The following is an 18,993-nucleotide window of genomic DNA, read 5'->3' as shown; positions in this document are numbered from 1 at the left end:
AAAAAAATCTAAGAACACTGGGTTTCTATACCGAGTGTTCCAAAATGACCTAAAATTGAAACTAACTACACTACTCATATTGGTCGCCATGTTTAATATTAGAGGGAATACTTATGCCCAAAAAACAAAAGTTACCCTTGAGTTAAATAATTCAACAATCGAAAAGGTTATTGAGACCATTGAACAAAAAACAGATTTCAGGTTTATTTACAAACTAAATGATATTGACTTAGACAGAACTGTTTCTATTTCTGTAAAAGACCAATCGATATATGTTGTTTTAGATAAACTTTTTAAAGGAACTCCAACTGAATTTAAAATCAGGGACACCCAGATTATCCTTAAAAAACCCGAGCTGAAAACACAGGTGATCCAATTTCAAAAACAAACCGTTTCTGGTATTATTACAGATGAAAACGGACTGCCTTTGCCCGGCGCTTCTGTTACTGAAGAAGGAACGAAAAACGGAATGGTAACGGATTTTGACGGAAAATACAAACTTACTGTCGAAAGTGCTCAGGCTGTAATTATTGTTTCTTTTGTGGGATATAAAGAGAAAAAAGTAACCGCAAATCAAACGGTAATAAACATTCAGCTTTTTCCGGATGCGACAGATCTTCAGGAAATTGTAGTGGTTGGTTATGGAAGTACAGTCAAAAAAGATGTAACAGGAGCTGTTTCTTCAATTGCAGCAAAAGATATGAATCAGGGTGCGATTGTAAATCCTTTACAATTGATTTCCGGAAAAGCTGCCGGAGTTAATATCACTCAAATAGGAAGCGAGCCTGGTTCCGGACCAAGTGTTCGTATTCGTGGTGTTTCTTCTTTAATTGGAGGAAATGATCCTTTGGTAGTTGTAGACGGAATTCAGGGAAATATGGATTTACTAAATCAGGTTCCGCCAAGTGAGATTGAAAGTATCGATATTTTAAAAGATGCTTCTGCAACTGCTGTTTATGGTTCGAGAGGTGCACCTGGTATAATCATTGTAACGACAAAGAAAAACAAAGCAGGAAAAACTACGATCGAATATACAGGATCAACTTCTGTTGATTTTATTCCAAAAAAACTGGATATGCTAAGTGCAGACCAATGGTGGGAAACTGGTCAAAAATATGGTGTTCCGGCTTCTGCAAATCATGGTTCAAATACAAACTGGTACGGTCTTTTAACAGAAACCGGAATCACACAGACTCATACATTATCATTTGGCGGTGGAACAGATAAATTTAACTACAGAGCATCTATAACGGCTATTATGCAGGATGGTGTTGTAATTAATTCAAACAACCAAAAATACATCGGACGTATTCAGGCGACACAAATGGCTCTTAATGATAAATTAAAATTGACTTTTAATTTAAACTCCGGAGTAAATAATATTACCAGCAGTATTGGAAGTATTGGTACCGTTGCTTATACATCAAACTTAATTACAAATGCATTATTAGCAAGACCAACAGATCCTGTTTATAATCCTGATGGAACTTATTTTACAGATCCTGCGGTATTTCATTACTTAAATCCTTATGCAGCTGCGCAAGAAGTTACAAATGAAAGACAAGAAGATAATTTATTTGGAAGCTTAAAAGCCGATCTTGATTTAGGTAAAGGTTTTAGCGCAAACTGGTTTGGAAGCTGGAGAAAAACAAACTATACAGCAGGTTATTATATGCCGGCAGAGTCAACAGATTTTAATGCCGTTGAACAGCATGGTTTTGCTAACATCGACAATAAAAAACAAAACGAAAAATTAACCAATTTAAGCCTTACTTATAAAAAAACTTTCGGAATCCACAGTTTTAATGCATTGGCTTTATACGAATGGCAAAGTCAGACTTATCAGGGCAATTATACTCAGGCAAGAGGTTTTATAAGTGATGAAGCGACTTATAATGCACTTCAGTTTGGAGACTTATCAAAGGTACGAACCGGAGACATTAGATCTTATAAAAATGACAGATCATTGGTTTCTTATTTAGGAAGATTAAACTACTCTTTATTAGATCGTTATTTACTAACGGCAAGTATCAGACGTGACGGTTCATCTGTATTTGGCACCAACAACAAATGGGGGAATTTCCCTTCAGCATCTGTTGCGTGGCAGATTAACAAAGAGCCTTTTATGATGAACCAGACTTTGTTCAGCGAATTAAAACTGCGTGCCGGTTATGGTGAAACAGGAAACCAGCAGGGACTTTATCCGCAGACTTCCCTTCCATTAGTTGACAGCGCAGGAAATATTTATTTTGGAGGATCTATCATTACCAATTTTGGTATTTCTCAAAATGCAAATGCTGATTTAAAATGGGAAACTAAAAAACAAACCAATCTTGGACTTGATTTTGCTCTTTTAGACAACAGATTAAGAGGAAGCATTGATGTTTACGATTCCAGAACTGATAATCTTTTATTTGATTATACCGTACCTCAGCCTCCTTATCCGTATAATAAAATTAAAGCCAATGTGGGAAGCATTTCTAACAAAGGTTTAGAAGCTGCTCTTGCTTATGATGTTATTAGAACAGATAACAGCACGCTGACAATAGCAGGAAATGTGTCTTTTATGAAAAACGAAGTTCTTAATTTAAGCGGAAGCATTAACGGTATTCCTTTAAATACAAACTTTGTAAACTGGGGTGCGCCAAACTCATTATTAGTTCAGGGAAAACCAATTGGTTCATTTTATATTTTAGAAAGTACAGGTACAAATAGTAATGGTGTAGAAACCGTAAAGGACCGCGATGGAGACGGTAAAATAGATCAGGGAGCTACAAGCGCAGATCGTTATTATGCAGGTTCTGCACTGCCAACTTACACTTTTGCCTTTAATCCGTCTTACAGATACAAAAACTTTGATGCTTCTATGTTAGTAAGAGGTTCAGGAGGAAATAAAATTTACAACAATCTTAATCAACGATTAAGCATGCTTGAAAACACAGGTAGTTCGAATGTTTTACAAAGTGCTGTTGAAAGAGGAATTTTTTCTTCTCCATACGGATCTGATGCATGGTTAGAAGATGGTTCATTTGTTCGTTTAGAAAATGTTACTGCCGGATATACTTTCCGCTTTACAGATAAATATGTAGACTCTGTACGCCTTTCTCTTACTGGAAATAATTTACTGTTAATTACAGATTACACAGGTGTTGATCCGGAATTGAACATAAGCGGAAGTGGTGACCCTAATGATAACTTTGGCGGCGATAAAGGAATTTATCCTCGTACCAGAAGTGTTGCATTTGGTTTGACTGTAAAATTTAAATAGTAGAAGAAATGAAAATTAAAAATATAGTAATAGCAGGAAGCGCATGTTTCCTGACACTTTTCAGCTGTACAGATATAAACGAAAATATTTACGACAAATATCAGCCGGACAGCTTTTATGGAACTCCGGAAGGAGCCAATATAGCTCTTGCCAGTGTTTATGCAGAAATTCCGGGTGATTTTGAACGTAAAGGTGTACTAGGCGTAGGTTATGCAGGAGCAGATAACGGCTGGTACGACATGAATTGTATGTCATCAGATGAGCAGGTAATTCCGCATAGAAATGACGGTAACTGGCAGCAGGATTTTGCCCGTTTACACAAACACGAATGGCTTCCTTCAGAATTTATCATCAACAATACATGGAACTGGTTGTATAAAGGTATTTTCAATGCCAATTTAGCAGTTGAATTATTAGAAAAAGGAAATGCAGAACCTTCAAAAATCGCCGAAGCAAAAGTACTGAGAGCTTTCTTTTATTACTTATTGATTGATGATTTTGGCGATGTTCCTTTTTATACAGACAACAATATTACTGTTGATAAAATCCCGCAGTCAAGCCGTAAAGAAGTTTTTGATTTTATAGTAAAAGAACTGACCGAAAATGTAGAATTACTTTCAGTTACAAAAGGTGGTAATTACTACGGAAGATTCAATAAATGGGCTGGTTATACTTTATTAGCAAAAGTATATTTAAATGCCGAAGTATATACAGGACAAGCAAAATGGACTGAGTGTTTAGCCGCTTGTAACAAAGTAAGCGAAGGCGGTTTTTCACTGCATTCTGGCGAGGCAAACGATGCAAGTCCGTTAAAAAATAAATATTATGAATTATTTGGTGACGTCCTTCCAGACGATGAAACGATCCTGCCTATTTACGCAACTCTCGATCTTGTTTCTCGAAATGTTTATGCAGTTCGCAGTGTATACGGTCCGCAGGGTACAAATATGTTTGGATTAAGCGGCTGGAATGGAACTATAGTTCCAAAAGATTTCTTTCTGAAATATGACGTAAACGATATTCGAAGAAAACAATTTTTGTTTGGAGAACAGCCGGGAGGATTTAATTATACGCTCGATGTTGCTTCGTTAGACAATCCGGGAGCTGCACCGCAGGCAGGAGTTCGTAATGTGAAGTTTTATCCGGCAGGTGTAAAAAGCGGCGGCGGCGCTTCGAACGACTTCCCTATTTACAGATATGCTGATGTAATTTTAATGATGGCAGAATGTAATGCGCGTTTAGGAAATTCTGCGGCTGCAAAGCCTTTTATAGATCAAATCAGACAACGTGCAGGATTAGCTGCTTTAGACCACAATCCTACTCTTGATGATATTTACAATGAAAGAGGATTTGAATTAAACTGGGAAGGCCACAGGAGACAGGATATGATTCGTTTTGACAAATTTTTACTGGCAAACGAATTCCGACCAGCATCTCCATCTTTCAGAAAATTGTTCCCAATTCCAACATCAGCGTTAGATGCAAATCGTGGACTTAAACAAAACCCGGGTTATTAAAAACAAAAACTATTATGAAAAAATATATTAATAAATTATTCGTATTAGGCAGTTTGCTTTTTTTAGCTGCTTCCTGCGAAACCGAAGGACAATTAACAACCTTAGCAACAGTCACTTTTCCTTCTGCGATAGAAGCCTCATCAAGTACAATTGTACTTAAAGAAGACGTTTCAGATCAGCCGGCCTTACTTATTTCATGGCCAAAAGTAACATATCCTATTAGTGCACCTGTGAGTTATGCAATACAATTTGATTTAACTACAGACATTAAAGGAAGCGAAGCCTGGCAGAAAGCCAAACGAATTGATGCAGGTCAAGATGTTTTAAGCAAATCATTTACCGGAGCAGAATTAAATAAAATTGCCACAGATTTAGGTCTAAAACCTGACACTGCAGGAGAATTAGTAATTCGTATAGAATCGACTATGGATCATAGAATTTATTCAGATCCTATTACAATAACAGTTACGCCTTACCTTAAAACTGTTGTTATGGGCGAAATCTATATGCCGGGAAGTTATCAGGGCGAATGGAATGTAGAAACGGCGGCATCATTAAATGAAATTCAAGTAGGCGTTTATCAGGGCTACATGACACTTGCTGCTGATAGAGATCCAATTTTTAAATTTAACAAAGCCAGAAATTGGACTCAATTCTACGGTGCAGGAGCAACAAACAGTGATCTAAAAAATATGAGCGATACCAACTTCGTTCTTCCGGGTGCCGGTTCTTATCAAATAAAAGCAAATTTAAATACTTTAAAATGGAGCTCAACACCGTATTCATGGGGAATTGTTGGAACTTCTCAAGCCGGCGGCTGGGATAACAGTACACCTATGAACTACGATCATCAAACAAAAACATGGAAAATTACAGCCAATTTAGTAACAGGAGCATTAAAATTTAGACTAAACAATAGCTGGACTATCAATTATGGACCAGCAGACCCTTCTACAAATACTATTAATTTAGATAATGGAGGTGCTTACGACATTCCGGAAGCGGGAGTCTACGAAGTAACTTTCAAAATTGATGAAGTTGATCCTGTAAGCAATGGTTATCCGGCAACAGCAACTTGTACGATAGTTAAAAAATAATCTAACATTGTAATATAGCTAGATTAGTTTGAGTGATACCTGCCTTTTTTGAGCGAAAGGCAGGCTATCTTAAACTCTAAATTTATTACAGCCAAATTCAAATAATTATGAAATTTAATATAAAATTCGTTTACGGATTAGTACTTGCATTAGCATTTATGTCATGTAGTTCTTCTGATGACGATAACAAAACACCAGAATCTCCGTATACACAATACGGCGCTCCTTTTGATAAAATGCCCAAAAGGGAAGATGCCATTATTTATCAGGTAAATATTCGTGCTTTTAGTCAGGCCGGAACATTAAAAGGTGTTCAGGACAGACTTTCTCAAATTCAGGAATTAGGCGTAAATGTTATTTACTTAATGCCTGTTTTTACTGTTGGAAAAGAAAAAGCATCTGGCGAATTAGGTTCTCCATACGCTGTAAAAGATTATAAAGCCGTAAACCCGGATTTTGGAACTCTGCAGGATCTACAGACTTTAGTCGAAGAAGCACACAAAAAAAATATGGCAGTTATTCTGGACTGGGTTGCTAATCACACAGCTTGGGACAATGCCTGGATTACACAGCATAAAGACTGGTATCAGCAAGATGGAAACGGCAACATTATAATCCCGCCGGGAACAAATTACAACGATGTGGCCCAGTTAAACTTCGAAAATAATGAAATGAAAGATGCCATGATCGATGCCATGTCATATTGGGTTCACAATGCTAATATTGATGGTTTCAGATGCGATTATGCTGATTTTGTGCCAAATAATTTCTGGACAGACGCTATTGCTAAATTGAGAAAAATTAAAAAGAATCAGGAAATTTTAATGCTTGCAGAAGGTTCAAAATACAACCACTTTGCATCAGGTTTTGACTATACTTTTGGCTTTAATTTCTTCAGTACTTTAGAAAAACTTTTCAAAGAAAACAAAGCTGCGACTACTATCCAAGAGTCAAATGCAACAGAATATGCAAACAATTACAACTCAGCAAACAGAATAGTTCGATATACAAGCAACCACGACGTAAACTTTACCGAAGGAACTCCGTTAGAACTTTTTGGAGGCAAGAAAGGATCTGTCGCAGCGTTTGTTGTTGCTGCTTACTTAAAATCAGTACCTATGATTTACAACGGACAGGAAATTGGTTATAACAAAAGATTGAATTATTTCGCAAAAACTCCAATTGACTGGTCAACAGCAGATACTGAAATGCTGGCAGAGTACAAAAAAATCATCGCTTTTAGAAACACAAGCAATGCTCTTAAAACCGGAGAATTTACAGGTTACAGCAGCGATGCCGTAAGTGCTTTTACCATGATTAAAGATTCTGAAAAAGTATTTGTACTTTCAAATTTAACTGATTCAACTGTAAAACAACTTATTCCATCTACCTTAAAAGGAAACTGGAAAGATGCTTTTACAGGTGCTTCTGTAACAGTTGGAGCAGATTTAACCTTACAGCCTTTTCAATATCTAGTATTGAAAAATTAATTACAAGCAGCTTCTAATAAATTAGATTTGCAAAAAACTAAATAAACATGAATTTTCAATCCCAAAAATCATTGCTTCAAATTTGTTTGAGCAAAAAAACAGCGTTTTTATTTTTTATATGCCTTAGTACATTCTGGCTTCGGGCACAAGAAATAACTTCGCCGGACAAAAATCTTTCTTTAAAATTTGAATTAAAAGAAGGCGGAATCCCTTCTTACCAATTATTATATAAACAAAAAGCAGTTATAAAACCAAGTTCTTTGGGTTTAGAGCTGCAAAATCTGCCTTCGTTTTTGGATGGTTTTACCATTACAAATACAGCACAATCCTCTGTTGATGAAAATTGGAATCCGGTTTTAGGCGAAGAAAAAACGATTCGTAACCATTATAACGAATTGGTTGTCACTTTAGCGCAAGCGAAAAACAACAATAGATTTATCCGTCTTCGTTTCCGTTTATTCAACGACGGATTGGGATTTAGATATGAATTTCCAAAACAAAATGACCTGAATTATTTTGTAATTAAAGAAGAACGTACACAATTTAATTTGGCCGGAAATCACAAAATTTTCTGGATTCCGGGAGATTATGATACCAACGAATATGCGTATACAACTTCAAAGATTTCAGAAATTCCTTCGCTGATAAAAAAAGCAACGATCGAAATCAATGCACAACAGCCAATCAAAGAATTATCTGTTCAGACTCCGTCTATGATGAAATCTGATGATGGTTTGTACATCAATATTCACGAAGCAGGGTTAATCAATTATCCGGCAATGTATTTAGAAGTTGATGCTAAAACAAACAAAATGGTAAGTCATCTGGCGCCAGATGCCGTTGGAAACAAAGGTTATATGCAGACTGATACGCAGACTCCTTGGAGAACTATTGTTGTAAGTGATAAAGCAACCGATATTTTGGCCTCTAAACTTATTTTGAATTTAAATGACCCAACTTCATACAAAGATGTTTCCTGGATTAAACCAGTGAAATACATCGGAATTTGGTGGGAATATTTTGTAGCCGGAAGAAGTACGTGGGCTTTTGGAAAAGAAAACAACGTTAAAATGACGGATGATTTTACAAAACTTACTCCAAATGGAAAACACGGAGCAACGACAGAACGCGCTAAAGAATACATTGACTTTGCTTCTAAAAATGGTTTTGATGCGATTTTGATCGAAGGCTGGAACATTGGCTGGGAAGACTGGATCGGCAACTGGAAAGAAGATGTTTTTGATTACGTAACCTCATATCCTGATTTTGATGTAAAAGCAGTTCACGCTTATGCTGCTTCAAAAGGTGTAAAAATTATCATGCACCACGAAACCTCAGGATCGGCTACCAATTACGAACGTCGTCTGGATCGTGCTTTTCAATTTATGAATGATAACGGTTATGATGCCGTAAAAACAGGTTACGTAGGACAGATTATTCCGCGCGGCGAACATCACGACGGACAATGGATGGTGAATCATTACATTAATGTTGCCAAACGTGCTGCCGATTATAAAATTATGGTTAACAGCCATGAAGCCGTTCGCCCAACGGGATTACACCGAACTTTTCCAAACTGGATTGCTCAGGAATCAGCGCGCGGTACCGAGTTCGAATCTATGGGAGGATTAGCTCCGGATCATACAACCATTTTACCTTTTACCCGTTTAATGGGAGGTCCGATGGATTATACACCGGGAATTTTCCAAACTGACCTTTCGTATTACGGAACAGGAAGTTCACAACGAGTAAACACGACTTTGGTAAAACAATTGGCTTACTATGTAACTATGTACAGTCCGTTGCAAATGGCAGCAGATATCCCAGGGAATTATGAACGTTTTCCAGATGCTTTTCAGTTCATTAAAGATGTGGCGGTTGATTGGGATAACAGTTATATTCTGGAGGCTGAACCTGGCGATTATATTACAATTGCAAGAAAAGCAAAAGGTAAAAACGAATGGTTTATTGGAGGAATTACAGATGAAAATGCAAGAACTGCAAACATTTCATTTGATTATTTACCTGCCGGAAAAAACTTTATCGCCACAATTTATGCCGATGCTAAAGACGCTGATTGGAAGCAAAATCCACAGCGCTATACGGTTACTAAAGTTGTTGTAAACTCCAAAAGCAAATTGAAGCAATACTTAGCTCCAGACGGTGGTACTGCCATCAGCATCAAAGAAGGAACTGCTTCAGATTTAAAAGGATTGAAAAAGTTATAATTTAAGACACTAAGGTTCTAAGTTTTTTGCCACGAATTTCACGAATTGACACGAGAATTAAAGCTGCAGATTAAATTTGTGCTAATTCGTGCAATTCGTGGCAGAAACTTATGCTCATTAATGAGCAAAAAATTAAAAATTTTACTACTTGAAAACTATTAACCACAAAATGTTTGTCGAATTTAAAAAACAATGCGAGTGAAAATGAATTTTAGTTAGAAATGCCGACAAGCATGCAAAAACTATTATTATGAAAATCAACATTACCTCTACGTTATTTCATTTTAAGAAAACACTATTTTGTTTTCTATTATTTGCAAGTTCTCTTTATGCCCAAGATCCTGCTCAGTATGGGACTCCATTTACAGGCGTTCCCGATACACGAGACGTCAATATGTATCAGGTGCACATACGACCGTTTAGTGCCAACGGAAATCTAGCCGGAGTAACCGCCCGTTTAGACAACATAAAAGCACTCGGCACCAATGTGATTTATTTAATGCCGATTTTCCCCCACGGAACAGATTCCCGAAGTTCGGCTTCGCCCTATTGCATCAAAGATTTTAAAGCCGTTGGATCAGAATATGGTTCACTTGCCGATTTAAGAACCTTGGTTGATGGTGCTCACAGCCGCGGTATGGCTGTTATTTTGGATATTGCCATCAACGGAACTTCTTGGGATCACGGATGGACCGTTTCACATCCAGAATATTACAAACGAAGCGGCACAACGATTCAGCAATTAGGAAACTTCTCTGATATTGCAGCATTGGATCTCAATAATTCGGCTACTCGAAATGCCATAAAAGATGCGATGCGTTATTGGATTTTTGCCGCCAATATTGACGGATACCGCTGCGATTATGCCAATAATCCTCCTTTAGATTTTTGGTCCGAAGTCAATTCAAATCTTAGAAGTATATCTTCACATAATTTATTAATGTTAGCCGAAGGTGACAGACAGGAGAATTTTCAGGTTGGTTTTGATATGAATTACGGAGACAGATGGTTTCACAGCGGTTTGTATGATATTGCAAATGGCGGTCCCGTTTCTCAAAGACTCCAAGATCAGACTACTTATGAATATGCTAAAGCGACGGGTAATCAGCAAATCGTTAGATATACGGGTAATCATGACACCTATACCAATGATGACGGTGTAAGAAGACCATTCGTACCCTTTAAAAATCATAACGGAGTCGTTGCTAATTTCTTAGTTTCGGCTTATATGAGAGGAGTTCCTTTCTTAATGAGCGGACAGGAAATCGACTACGAACCCAAAACCGACTGGCCTTGGACAGGTTTCAAATTCAACTGGTCGCAAAACCCGACAGCTGCTGCCGATTTTGCTAAAATTTTAAATTTCAGAACTGCAAGCGCAGCAATACGACGCGGGGATTTGACCACCTATGCGAATGACGACATCAGTATTTTCACTAAAACAATGGGTTCAGAAAAAGTTATTGTAATGTCTAATTTGAGAAATGCTTCAAAATCGTATGTTATTCCGGCAGCATTAGCTGGAACTTATGTCAATCCGTATAACAATAATGCTTCTGTTATCTTAACGACGGGCTCGACAAGAACATTTGCAGCGTACGAATATTTGGTTTTAACCAATACAAATGCTCCCGTTACAGCAGTTACAGGAGTTTCGGTTAGCCCAACAACTGCAACCGTTGGTTTAGGAACTACTCAGCAATTAAATGCAACAATTACTCCGGCAAATGCAACCAATCAAAACGTAACCTGGACATCGAGTAATACGGCTGCAGCCACTGTAAATGCATCTGGATTAGTTACAGCCGTTGCGACTGGAACAACAACTATTACAGTAAAAACGGCTGACGGAAACAAAACCGCAACCTCAACCATAACGGTTGCTGCAATTCCGGTTTCTTCGGTAGCAGTTTCACCAACTACGGCAAGTTTATATGCAGGAAATACGCAGCAGCTTTCGGTTACAATTGCTCCTGCAAATGCAACAAACAAAAACGTAACATGGAGTTCTAGCAATACAGCAGCTGCAACCGTAAATTCATCTGGATTGGTTACCGCAGTTTCGGCAGGAACAGCTACCATTACAGCAACAACACAAGACGGAAACAAAACCGCTTCGGCCAACATTACCGTAAATCCAAATACCAATTTTACAGTCTATTTCTACAAACCATCCAATTGGGGAACCGGAATTAAAATTTATTATTGGAGTACCTTACCAGCTGGAGTTTTAGCAGATGCAGCCTGGCCGGGCGTAAATATGACCAATGCAGGAAACGGCTGGTACAGTTATACATTTACGAACATTACTTCTACTAATTTAATTTTTAACGACGGAACCAGCCAAACTGCAGATTTAAGCCGAAACAAAACAGGCTGGTATATGAATAGCGCTTGGTACGATTCTAATCCGGGAACAGGAGTTGCAGTTACAAGCGTAAGTTTGAGTCCATCTACGGCATCTTTAAATGTTGGCGGAACACAGCAATTAACGCCAACGGTTTTGCCATCTACAGCGACAAACAAAGCTGTAACTTTTAGTTCAAATAATACAGCCGTGGCAACGGTAAACAGTTCTGGATTAATTACTGCCATCTCAAACGGAACAGCTGTAATTACAGTCACAACTGTTGATGGAAACAAAACAAGTACTTGTGCTGTTACCGTTTCTACATCTTCAACCGGAGGAACATATTTCACTATAAAAAACAGATGGACAGGCGCATATTTATCTGACGCCGGAACTAATGTTGGTTACGGAACAACCGTTTCTGGCAACAATTACAAATGGCAGAAAATTGCTATTGACGCCACTTATTTTGTACTTAAAAATGTAGCAACCGGTGAACTGATGAATATCGAAAGTCAAACCGGAAGTGTTCAATCAAATATAACAGATACTACTTTCTGGAGTGCACAATGGTCAAGCGATTATATTGATGGAACCTGGGTTCGTTTAAGAAACAGATGGCAGTCTGGAAATATTATTCATGTTGAAAACCAAACAGGTTCTGCTCAATACGGAAATTCGCAAGACGGCTGGTTCAGTGCTCAATGGCAGTTGGAACCTACAACAGTTGGAACTGGTAAATCGGCTCTAAATATTCAAGAAACTTCACAAACTGAAAAAGTAATTGGTATTTATCCAAATCCTTCAACAAATAATGAATTTAATATTTTACTGCCAGAATTAGAAAATGGAGAAATTGCTTCGATTTCAGTTTCTGATATGAACGGAAGAACTGTTTTAACCGAAAGACTTTCATCTTCAGGAAAAATCGATCACCGTTTAGCTGCGGGAATTTATATTGTAAATATTAACTCTGCCTCTTTTAACGTGAGCCAAAAACTGATCGTTAAATAATTCAAGTTTCGTTTAAAAAATTAAAAGGCGCATGGAATTATCATGCGCTTTTTTTATTAAGAAAAGAACCAATAATTATTCTTTTCATTTTGATTTCATTATATAAATTCCTTCATTTACATCAGAAAATTAATCCAAAAAAAATGACTAGAAAACTACTTTTAATTATGTTCCTCTTAACCGGAGGAATGTTTATTTCATGTTCAAGCGACGAAACCGGCGAAGATAAAACCGAAACTCCTGTGATCGTTAGCCCTTCACCTATTACAATTACAGGCACTTCTTCTGAATTTCTTATTACAGGTGAGAATTTAGAAATTACCGGAACTAACTTTATCAATAAAGATTTTCCAACTAAAATTTTTCTTAATGGTGTAGAGATATCTCCAAAAGAAATTACAAACACTAAAATTACATTATCTAGTCCAAATGCAACTCCTGGTATTAATACCTTAAAAGTTCAAATTCAAAATGTGGAAAGCAATTCTGTTAATTTTTTTGCGATGTCAAAAGGATGGAATGTACTAAATGTATTAGGAACTATTGACATTACTTCATCCTCTGTGTTTGACAATAGTAAAACTATCTTTTCACTTGTTGAGTCCGGTTCTCCAAGAAAATTAGAAGCTAAAGCTGCCGGTTATACACAAACTTCATTAAACTTAGGTAATTTCTTTGGGGATTTTAAAATGTTTGATGAAAAAACAGGTGTGATAACAGCTACTTATCGAGCGGTTTTTACAGATAATGCTTTTGTAAGTAATAATGAAACTATTGTACAAAACCCTTTTGCAAAAGAAATAAACGGATTAAATATCGGATATCTGGATGGCCAGAATTCCATTATATACACTATAGTAGGAAGTCAAATTTATACGTCTGATAATGGTAAAACAGTTATAAAAAATTCTCCGCCTGTATGGATCGTTGGTGCTAATGGAAATCAAATTAGAGCAAATATTGGAGCTTTTGGGAAATCAACATCTGACAATAAATTTTATCAACTGGGTATCTTAACTGATACTAAAAAATATGGAAATAAATATAAAAATGTTGTTATGGAATCTCCAACCGGATATAGCGATTGGACAGTAAAAGACAGCATATCAGAAACGGATTTAAAACAATCATTTTACTATAAATTCCAAAACATAAACCGCATTTTTTCAATTAATGCAACTGATAAAACTCTGGTTGAATCTACAGATTTGTTAAAAACCTGGAATGTGGTAAAAACAGATGTAACTTCTATATTTCTTAGAACAGAAACACAATGGTACGTTCAATCTGGAGATAAATTATTAGTAACAAAAGATTCTGGTAAAAACTGGGAACTAGAATTAGAACTACCTGTGGGTTCCATAATAAATGATATTGCTTTCTCTAAAAACAAAATAATTATATCAGGCAAAAAAGGTCTGCATTATTTAAAATTAGAATAGTGTAAACAAAAGGGTGTATGAAGATTTCATACACCCTTTTGTTTTATTTCTAAAAAGAATATTTAGGACATCCCTAAAGTCATTTCTCAATGTGATATCGTTCTTAATTCACTTCTGGCACTTGGATTTTCTGCCAATCGGTTTTTGTATTCATCCCGATAAATTTTATTAGTTTTTCAAAAACTTCCTAAATCCCTTGTTGCTTTCAGATTATAATTATGCTTCAAATAGTTGTAAGCCATTTTATAGATTGCAATCTTAAAGTTTACCTCTCTTTTGCAAGCCTGCCAATAGATCCTTTGCAAAATCAGCAGGATGAAGCGCATAGCCTAAATGTCCTCCAGGAACTGATAAAACTTCGGTTCCAAATTGTTTGGCCAGATTGGTAACCGGCCAGGCAGGCATGGTATTAACCGAATCTCGGCCTACGCAAAAAAGAATTTTATCTTTATTCTCTTCCAATTTATCGGTATCAAAATCAGTCGACGGATATTGTCTCATTTCATGTTTAAACCAATACGTTGTGTTGGGTGTTTCCGGTCCTTTTCCGCCTCTCATCAATTCACCATCCTGAGTACCCGGAATCAATTCATTTACAAATTTATCTTTTGCAGGACCTTCTCCTTCTTTTGTATAAATATCATAGATTTCCTGAACCGTTGCTTTCCATTTTTCTACATCCGGAAGATATTTTAAAGCAGTTGGCTCATGCGGAACGAGTGCCTTAATAATTTCTGGATGAAGTGTCATCAACTGAAGCGAAACCAAAGCTCCTGAACTGCTTGCAAATACAAAAGCCGGTTCATTGGTTAGATGTTTGATTAAACTTGCCGCATCATTGGCATCGGTATTTATTCTGTGGCTGTAATCTTGTTCTCCCACCAGTTTTGAACCTGAAAATCCTCGGCGGTCGTAAGTCACAACGGTAAATGTTTTAGACAATATTTCGCGAATGGGCGTAAAGATAAAATGATCTCCATTTGCTCCCGGAATCATTAATAAAATCGGTCCGTTTCCTTTAGTTTCATAATACAATTCGGCTCCTGAAACTTTTAATATTCCTGTTGTAACCTCTATGATTGATTGTGTGTTATTTTCCATTTTTTTTAAAATTTTAAGTTTATAAATTCAATAATTTTTCCACATTTAAGTGTCCTATCTTCGCTTTATCTTCTTCAGAAATTGAAGCGTTTTTAAGAAAATCACCAGTTTCCTTCTTCATTAAATAAGGATAATCTCCTGAGTATATAATGTGATCAGCGCCCACTTGCGCAATGGCAAATTGTAGTTGAGTTTCAGAGAAAATTCCGCTTGGTGTGATATAGACATTTTCTTTATAATATTCTGAAATTTTGCGTTTTAAATGGCTCGCCGCCGCACCTAATTCTTCATCCATTCTTTCCAGAAAAAAAGGTACGAATTCGCCCCAATGTCCTGAGATCAGTTTAAGATTAGGCAGTTTGTCAAAAATGCCCGAAAGAATCATTCTTAAAACATGAATACCACTATCCATATGCCATCCAAAACCCGATGTTGGAAAAATTCCGTTGACCAAATTGGGCCAGTTTTCGTTTTTAAAATAATAATCCGCAACTTTCTTATCAATAATTCCGGGATGCAAATAAATGGGCACATTCAAGTGAGCTGCTTTTTCAAAAATTGGAAAAAACACAGAATCATCAAAAAATTTATCCTGAAAAGTTCCGGCTAATAAAGCACCTTTAAAACCCAGATCTTTTACAGCACGTTCTAATTCAGCCGCAGCTGCAACAGGATCAGCCACGGGCAAAGTGGCAAAACCGGCAAAACGAGTTGGATTTTGTTTGATTAAACAGGCTAATTCATCATTGGCTTCTGCACAAAGTTCAATTGCCATTTTAGGATCAGCAATTCCCTGCGGACTCCCGCTGCCGTATGAAATGACTTGCATGTCGATACCGCTTTCATCCATAAATTTAAGTCTGCGCGCGCCAACATCTTCAATGTCTTCATTTGTCGGCAAATAATGTTTTATTAATGCTTTTACGTCTTTATCTTTTTCAGCATCACTATTTTTTGGCTGAAATTGTTTCATTTTCTCACTTATTTTTGGTGAGCTAAAATGTTCTTCTATCGTGATAATTTTCATTTTTTTCTAATTTTAAGAATTTAACCAATCTTCAGATTCCTGATACAATTTTGACACGGTTTCTGGTTTGTCAATTCCCGGTAAATTAACATCTATAGGATAACCGCTTTTGCTTAAAGCATAAGACATATTCGCATAACTTGGTCTGAATTTTGCAATTTCTTCTTTCGGAATTTTGATGCCATCTGCTGGTGAAACCGGTAACAGGGAATCTTTCTCGTAAATTCCTTCCATTGAAATAATTGCCCAGACGTTGTTTATTTTTTGAGTTTTATATAAAAGCTTTACGTCTGATTGTAGTTCTAATAAATGTCCTTCGATTTCCATTCTGATCTGAATCGTTGCCATTGTAATCGCAACAGCTTTATCTTTATTTAACCAGACCAAAGTGTCGAATAATTTATGGGGCGCATAGGTTGCCATTTTACTTGAAGCGGTAACAAATTCATGTCCGGAGCCTTTAAACCAGGAAATTGCTACAGTTGAATTTTCTGCAAAACATTTCTTCATTTCTTCCCATTGTGCATTGTCTCTGCAAAAACGTTCGAACTCAATTAATTCTTTGATATTGAATTTATCGATTACGTTTTCAGCAGTATTAGCAGATGGTTTTCTTAATAGTGTATTCATAATCAAACCTTTTAATTTTAGTTCTAAATAATATCAGTCTATTTTCTGATGATTTATAGGACAAAATTAGGCTGATAGAAAAACCTGTGCATTGACAAAAGTCAAAAAGGGTTATTTGGATTTGAGTCTGCTTAAGGTTTCCTGAGAAATTCCCAAATAGGTAGCCACAACTCTATTAGAAAGGCGCTGGATATAATGAGGCTGTTCTTTTAAAAGTTTTTCGTAGCGTTCTTTGGCTGATAAGGTAACCAAATCCTCAATTCTACGATTTTGAAAGGCAAAAGCCAATTCTAGCATTTTTCTGTAGAATAATGCCCAACTTGGAATTTCATTTAAAAGAATAAAAAAGTCATCATACGAAATAGAAAGTAATTCTGAATCTTCTAAGGCATCGATATATTCAACAGAAGGTTTTTGAGTAATAAAACTGGTGAGTGCTGTAACGGGAGAATTGTCAAATGAAACTAATCTGGTTTTTTCCTGACCCTCTTTAGTAATATAATAAGTGCGCATACAGCCTTTTTCTAAAAAATAAAATCGGGTACAAACTTCGCCCTGCGATAAAATAATGGTATTTCGTTTTACTTTATGAGTAGTAATGCAGGACATTATTCTATTCATATCCTGCTTATTAACTTCTGCCAGCTGCGTAATAAAATCTTTAAATATATCTGTCATAATCCAAGTTTAGGATGCTTTTCTTGGAGATCAATTTAAGCAATTTGTGACCTATAAATATAAAATAAATTTATTATCAATACAATAAAAAATAAGATAATACCTATAATTTTAGAACTGTAAAAAGGTGTTTGTTTTCTTCTTTACAGTATTGGTAAAAAACCGCAAAATTCCTTTTTGACATTTGTCAAAGCACAGGAGTTTTATCTTACATAATTTTGCTCAAAATAAGTAATCAAACATTTAAATAAATATATTATGACATTAGATGAAAAAAAAGAGCTTTTGTTGCAACAATGCACAAAAAACCAAACTATAATAGAAATTTCACCTGAAACCCACCCAATTCATATCACTGAATGGGGAAATTCAGGGCCTGTAGTCCTGCTAATCCACGGAGGTGTGCAGGGAGGTTTAGGAGGAGGGCCAATTAATTTTATCAACCAGCGTGAACTTGTAGATAAAGGGTATCAATTGAGAGTCCCAAACAGGCCTGGATTTGGAGAAAGTCCTTCTCGTGGTGCAGATAGTCAAACAGCTGATGCTATCTGGATCGCAGAAGAATTAGGAAAAGGTTCTCATCTTGTGGGACATTCATTTGGCGGCGCCGAAGCATTATTAGCTGCAGCAATCAGACCTGAAGCAGTTCAATCATTAGTTTTAATTGAACCAGCGTTACAACCTATATTAGCAACTGATTTAGAAGGTTTGAAATTACCTGAAATTCAGGAAGCTTTGCAGGTTGTATCGGCTCCTTTAATGGCTGCAGAAAGCCCGGGAGATTTTGCCAAAATCTTTTCTGAATGTATGGGAGAAGGGATTGATGGAGGTTTAAATCCTTCTGCGGCAGCTCTTCAAGCTCACCCGGAAAGTGCAGAATCTTTGGGATGCGCTCTTCTTAATGCTGTTTTAGGAACACCACAAGAGATGCGTACAGCTGCCGATATTGTAAAAGCCAAAGGCATACCTGTATTTGTTATTTCTGGCGGTTACAGTCCTTCTCAAGATGCCTGCTGCAAAGCAATTGCGAGATTAACCGGGGGTAAACATATTATCATTCCTTGTCCAAATCATTTTATTCAGCAAGATTCTTCTAAGTTGTTTAATGAATTTTTGGATCAAGAAATTAGAAACCTAAATCATTAAATACA

Annotated in this window: 12 protein-coding genes; 8 read left to right on the top strand and 4 right to left on the bottom strand. The window is 36.6% G+C overall.

The window, feature by feature from the left end; translation table 11 throughout:
* Positions 1-55: 55 nt before the first annotated feature.
* The 7 genes from BKM63_RS07015 (at position 56) to BKM63_RS06985 (ending at position 14,406) form a co-directional block, all read left to right on the top strand.
* The gene (locus BKM63_RS07015) at positions 56-3,268 is read left to right on the top strand and encodes a TonB-dependent receptor (RefSeq protein WP_242661111.1); all 3,213 of its coding nucleotides are present in this window, start codon (positions 56-58) and stop codon (positions 3,266-3,268) included.
* Positions 3,269-3,276: 8 nt separating this feature from the next.
* Complete coding sequence (locus BKM63_RS07010) at positions 3,277-4,785, top strand: RagB/SusD family nutrient uptake outer membrane protein (RefSeq protein WP_071635905.1); 1,509 nt, start codon at positions 3,277-3,279, stop codon at positions 4,783-4,785.
* A 14-nt stretch (positions 4,786-4,799) separates the two neighbouring features.
* Complete coding sequence (locus BKM63_RS07005) at positions 4,800-5,882, top strand: SusE domain-containing protein (RefSeq protein WP_071635904.1); 1,083 nt, start codon at positions 4,800-4,802, stop codon at positions 5,880-5,882.
* Between the two features lie 107 nt (positions 5,883-5,989).
* Positions 5,990-7,372 (top strand): alpha-amylase family glycosyl hydrolase, encoded by a 1,383-nt coding sequence (locus BKM63_RS07000; protein WP_071635903.1) that lies wholly within the window; start codon positions 5,990-5,992, stop codon positions 7,370-7,372.
* A 47-nt stretch (positions 7,373-7,419) separates the two neighbouring features.
* Positions 7,420-9,600 (top strand): glycoside hydrolase family 97 protein, encoded by a 2,181-nt coding sequence (locus BKM63_RS06995; RefSeq protein WP_071635902.1) that lies wholly within the window; start codon positions 7,420-7,422, stop codon positions 9,598-9,600.
* A 250-nt stretch (positions 9,601-9,850) separates the two neighbouring features.
* Entirely contained in the window at positions 9,851-12,964 is a 3,114-nt protein-coding gene (locus BKM63_RS06990) for an Ig-like domain-containing protein (RefSeq protein ID WP_083572193.1), read from the top strand.
* 143 nt (positions 12,965-13,107) lie between these two features.
* Complete coding sequence (locus tag BKM63_RS06985; protein WP_123907052.1) at positions 13,108-14,406, top strand: hypothetical protein; 1,299 nt, start codon at positions 13,108-13,110, stop codon at positions 14,404-14,406.
* A 258-nt stretch (positions 14,407-14,664) separates the two neighbouring features.
* Here the strand turns inward: BKM63_RS06985 and BKM63_RS06980 are convergent, their stop codons facing one another.
* The 4 genes from BKM63_RS06980 to BKM63_RS06965 all read right to left on the bottom strand — a co-directional run bounded on the left by BKM63_RS06980 (position 14,665) and on the right by BKM63_RS06965 (position 17,842).
* The gene (locus tag BKM63_RS06980) at positions 14,665-15,507 is read right to left on the bottom strand and encodes an alpha/beta fold hydrolase (RefSeq protein WP_071635899.1); all 843 of its coding nucleotides are present in this window, start codon (positions 15,505-15,507) and stop codon (positions 14,665-14,667) included.
* Positions 15,508-15,526: 19 nt separating this feature from the next.
* Positions 15,527-16,534: an amidohydrolase family protein gene (locus BKM63_RS06975; protein ID WP_071635898.1), complete on the bottom strand. Its 1,008-nt coding sequence runs from the start codon at positions 16,532-16,534 to the stop codon at positions 15,527-15,529.
* Positions 16,535-16,546: 12 nt separating this feature from the next.
* Entirely contained in the window at positions 16,547-17,164 is a 618-nt protein-coding gene (locus tag BKM63_RS06970; protein WP_071635897.1) for a nuclear transport factor 2 family protein, read from the bottom strand.
* A gap of 111 nt (positions 17,165-17,275) precedes the next feature.
* Positions 17,276-17,842, bottom strand: coding sequence for a Crp/Fnr family transcriptional regulator (locus BKM63_RS06965; RefSeq protein ID WP_071635896.1), 567 nt, complete (start codon positions 17,840-17,842; stop codon positions 17,276-17,278).
* Positions 17,843-18,100: 258 nt separating this feature from the next.
* On the opposite strand from BKM63_RS06965, the gene BKM63_RS06960 reads away from it, so the two are divergent.
* Complete coding sequence (locus BKM63_RS06960) at positions 18,101-18,988, top strand: alpha/beta fold hydrolase (protein WP_071635895.1); 888 nt, start codon at positions 18,101-18,103, stop codon at positions 18,986-18,988.
* The last annotated feature ends 5 nt before the right edge of the window (positions 18,989-18,993 follow it).

The organism is Flavobacterium johnsoniae, from assembly GCF_001879205.1.
In the GTDB taxonomy this organism is placed as follows: domain Bacteria; phylum Bacteroidota; class Bacteroidia; order Flavobacteriales; family Flavobacteriaceae; genus Flavobacterium; species Flavobacterium johnsoniae_A.
The sequence above is the reverse complement of the archived record's forward strand: the minus strand, read 5'-3'. Positions and strand labels throughout refer to the sequence as shown.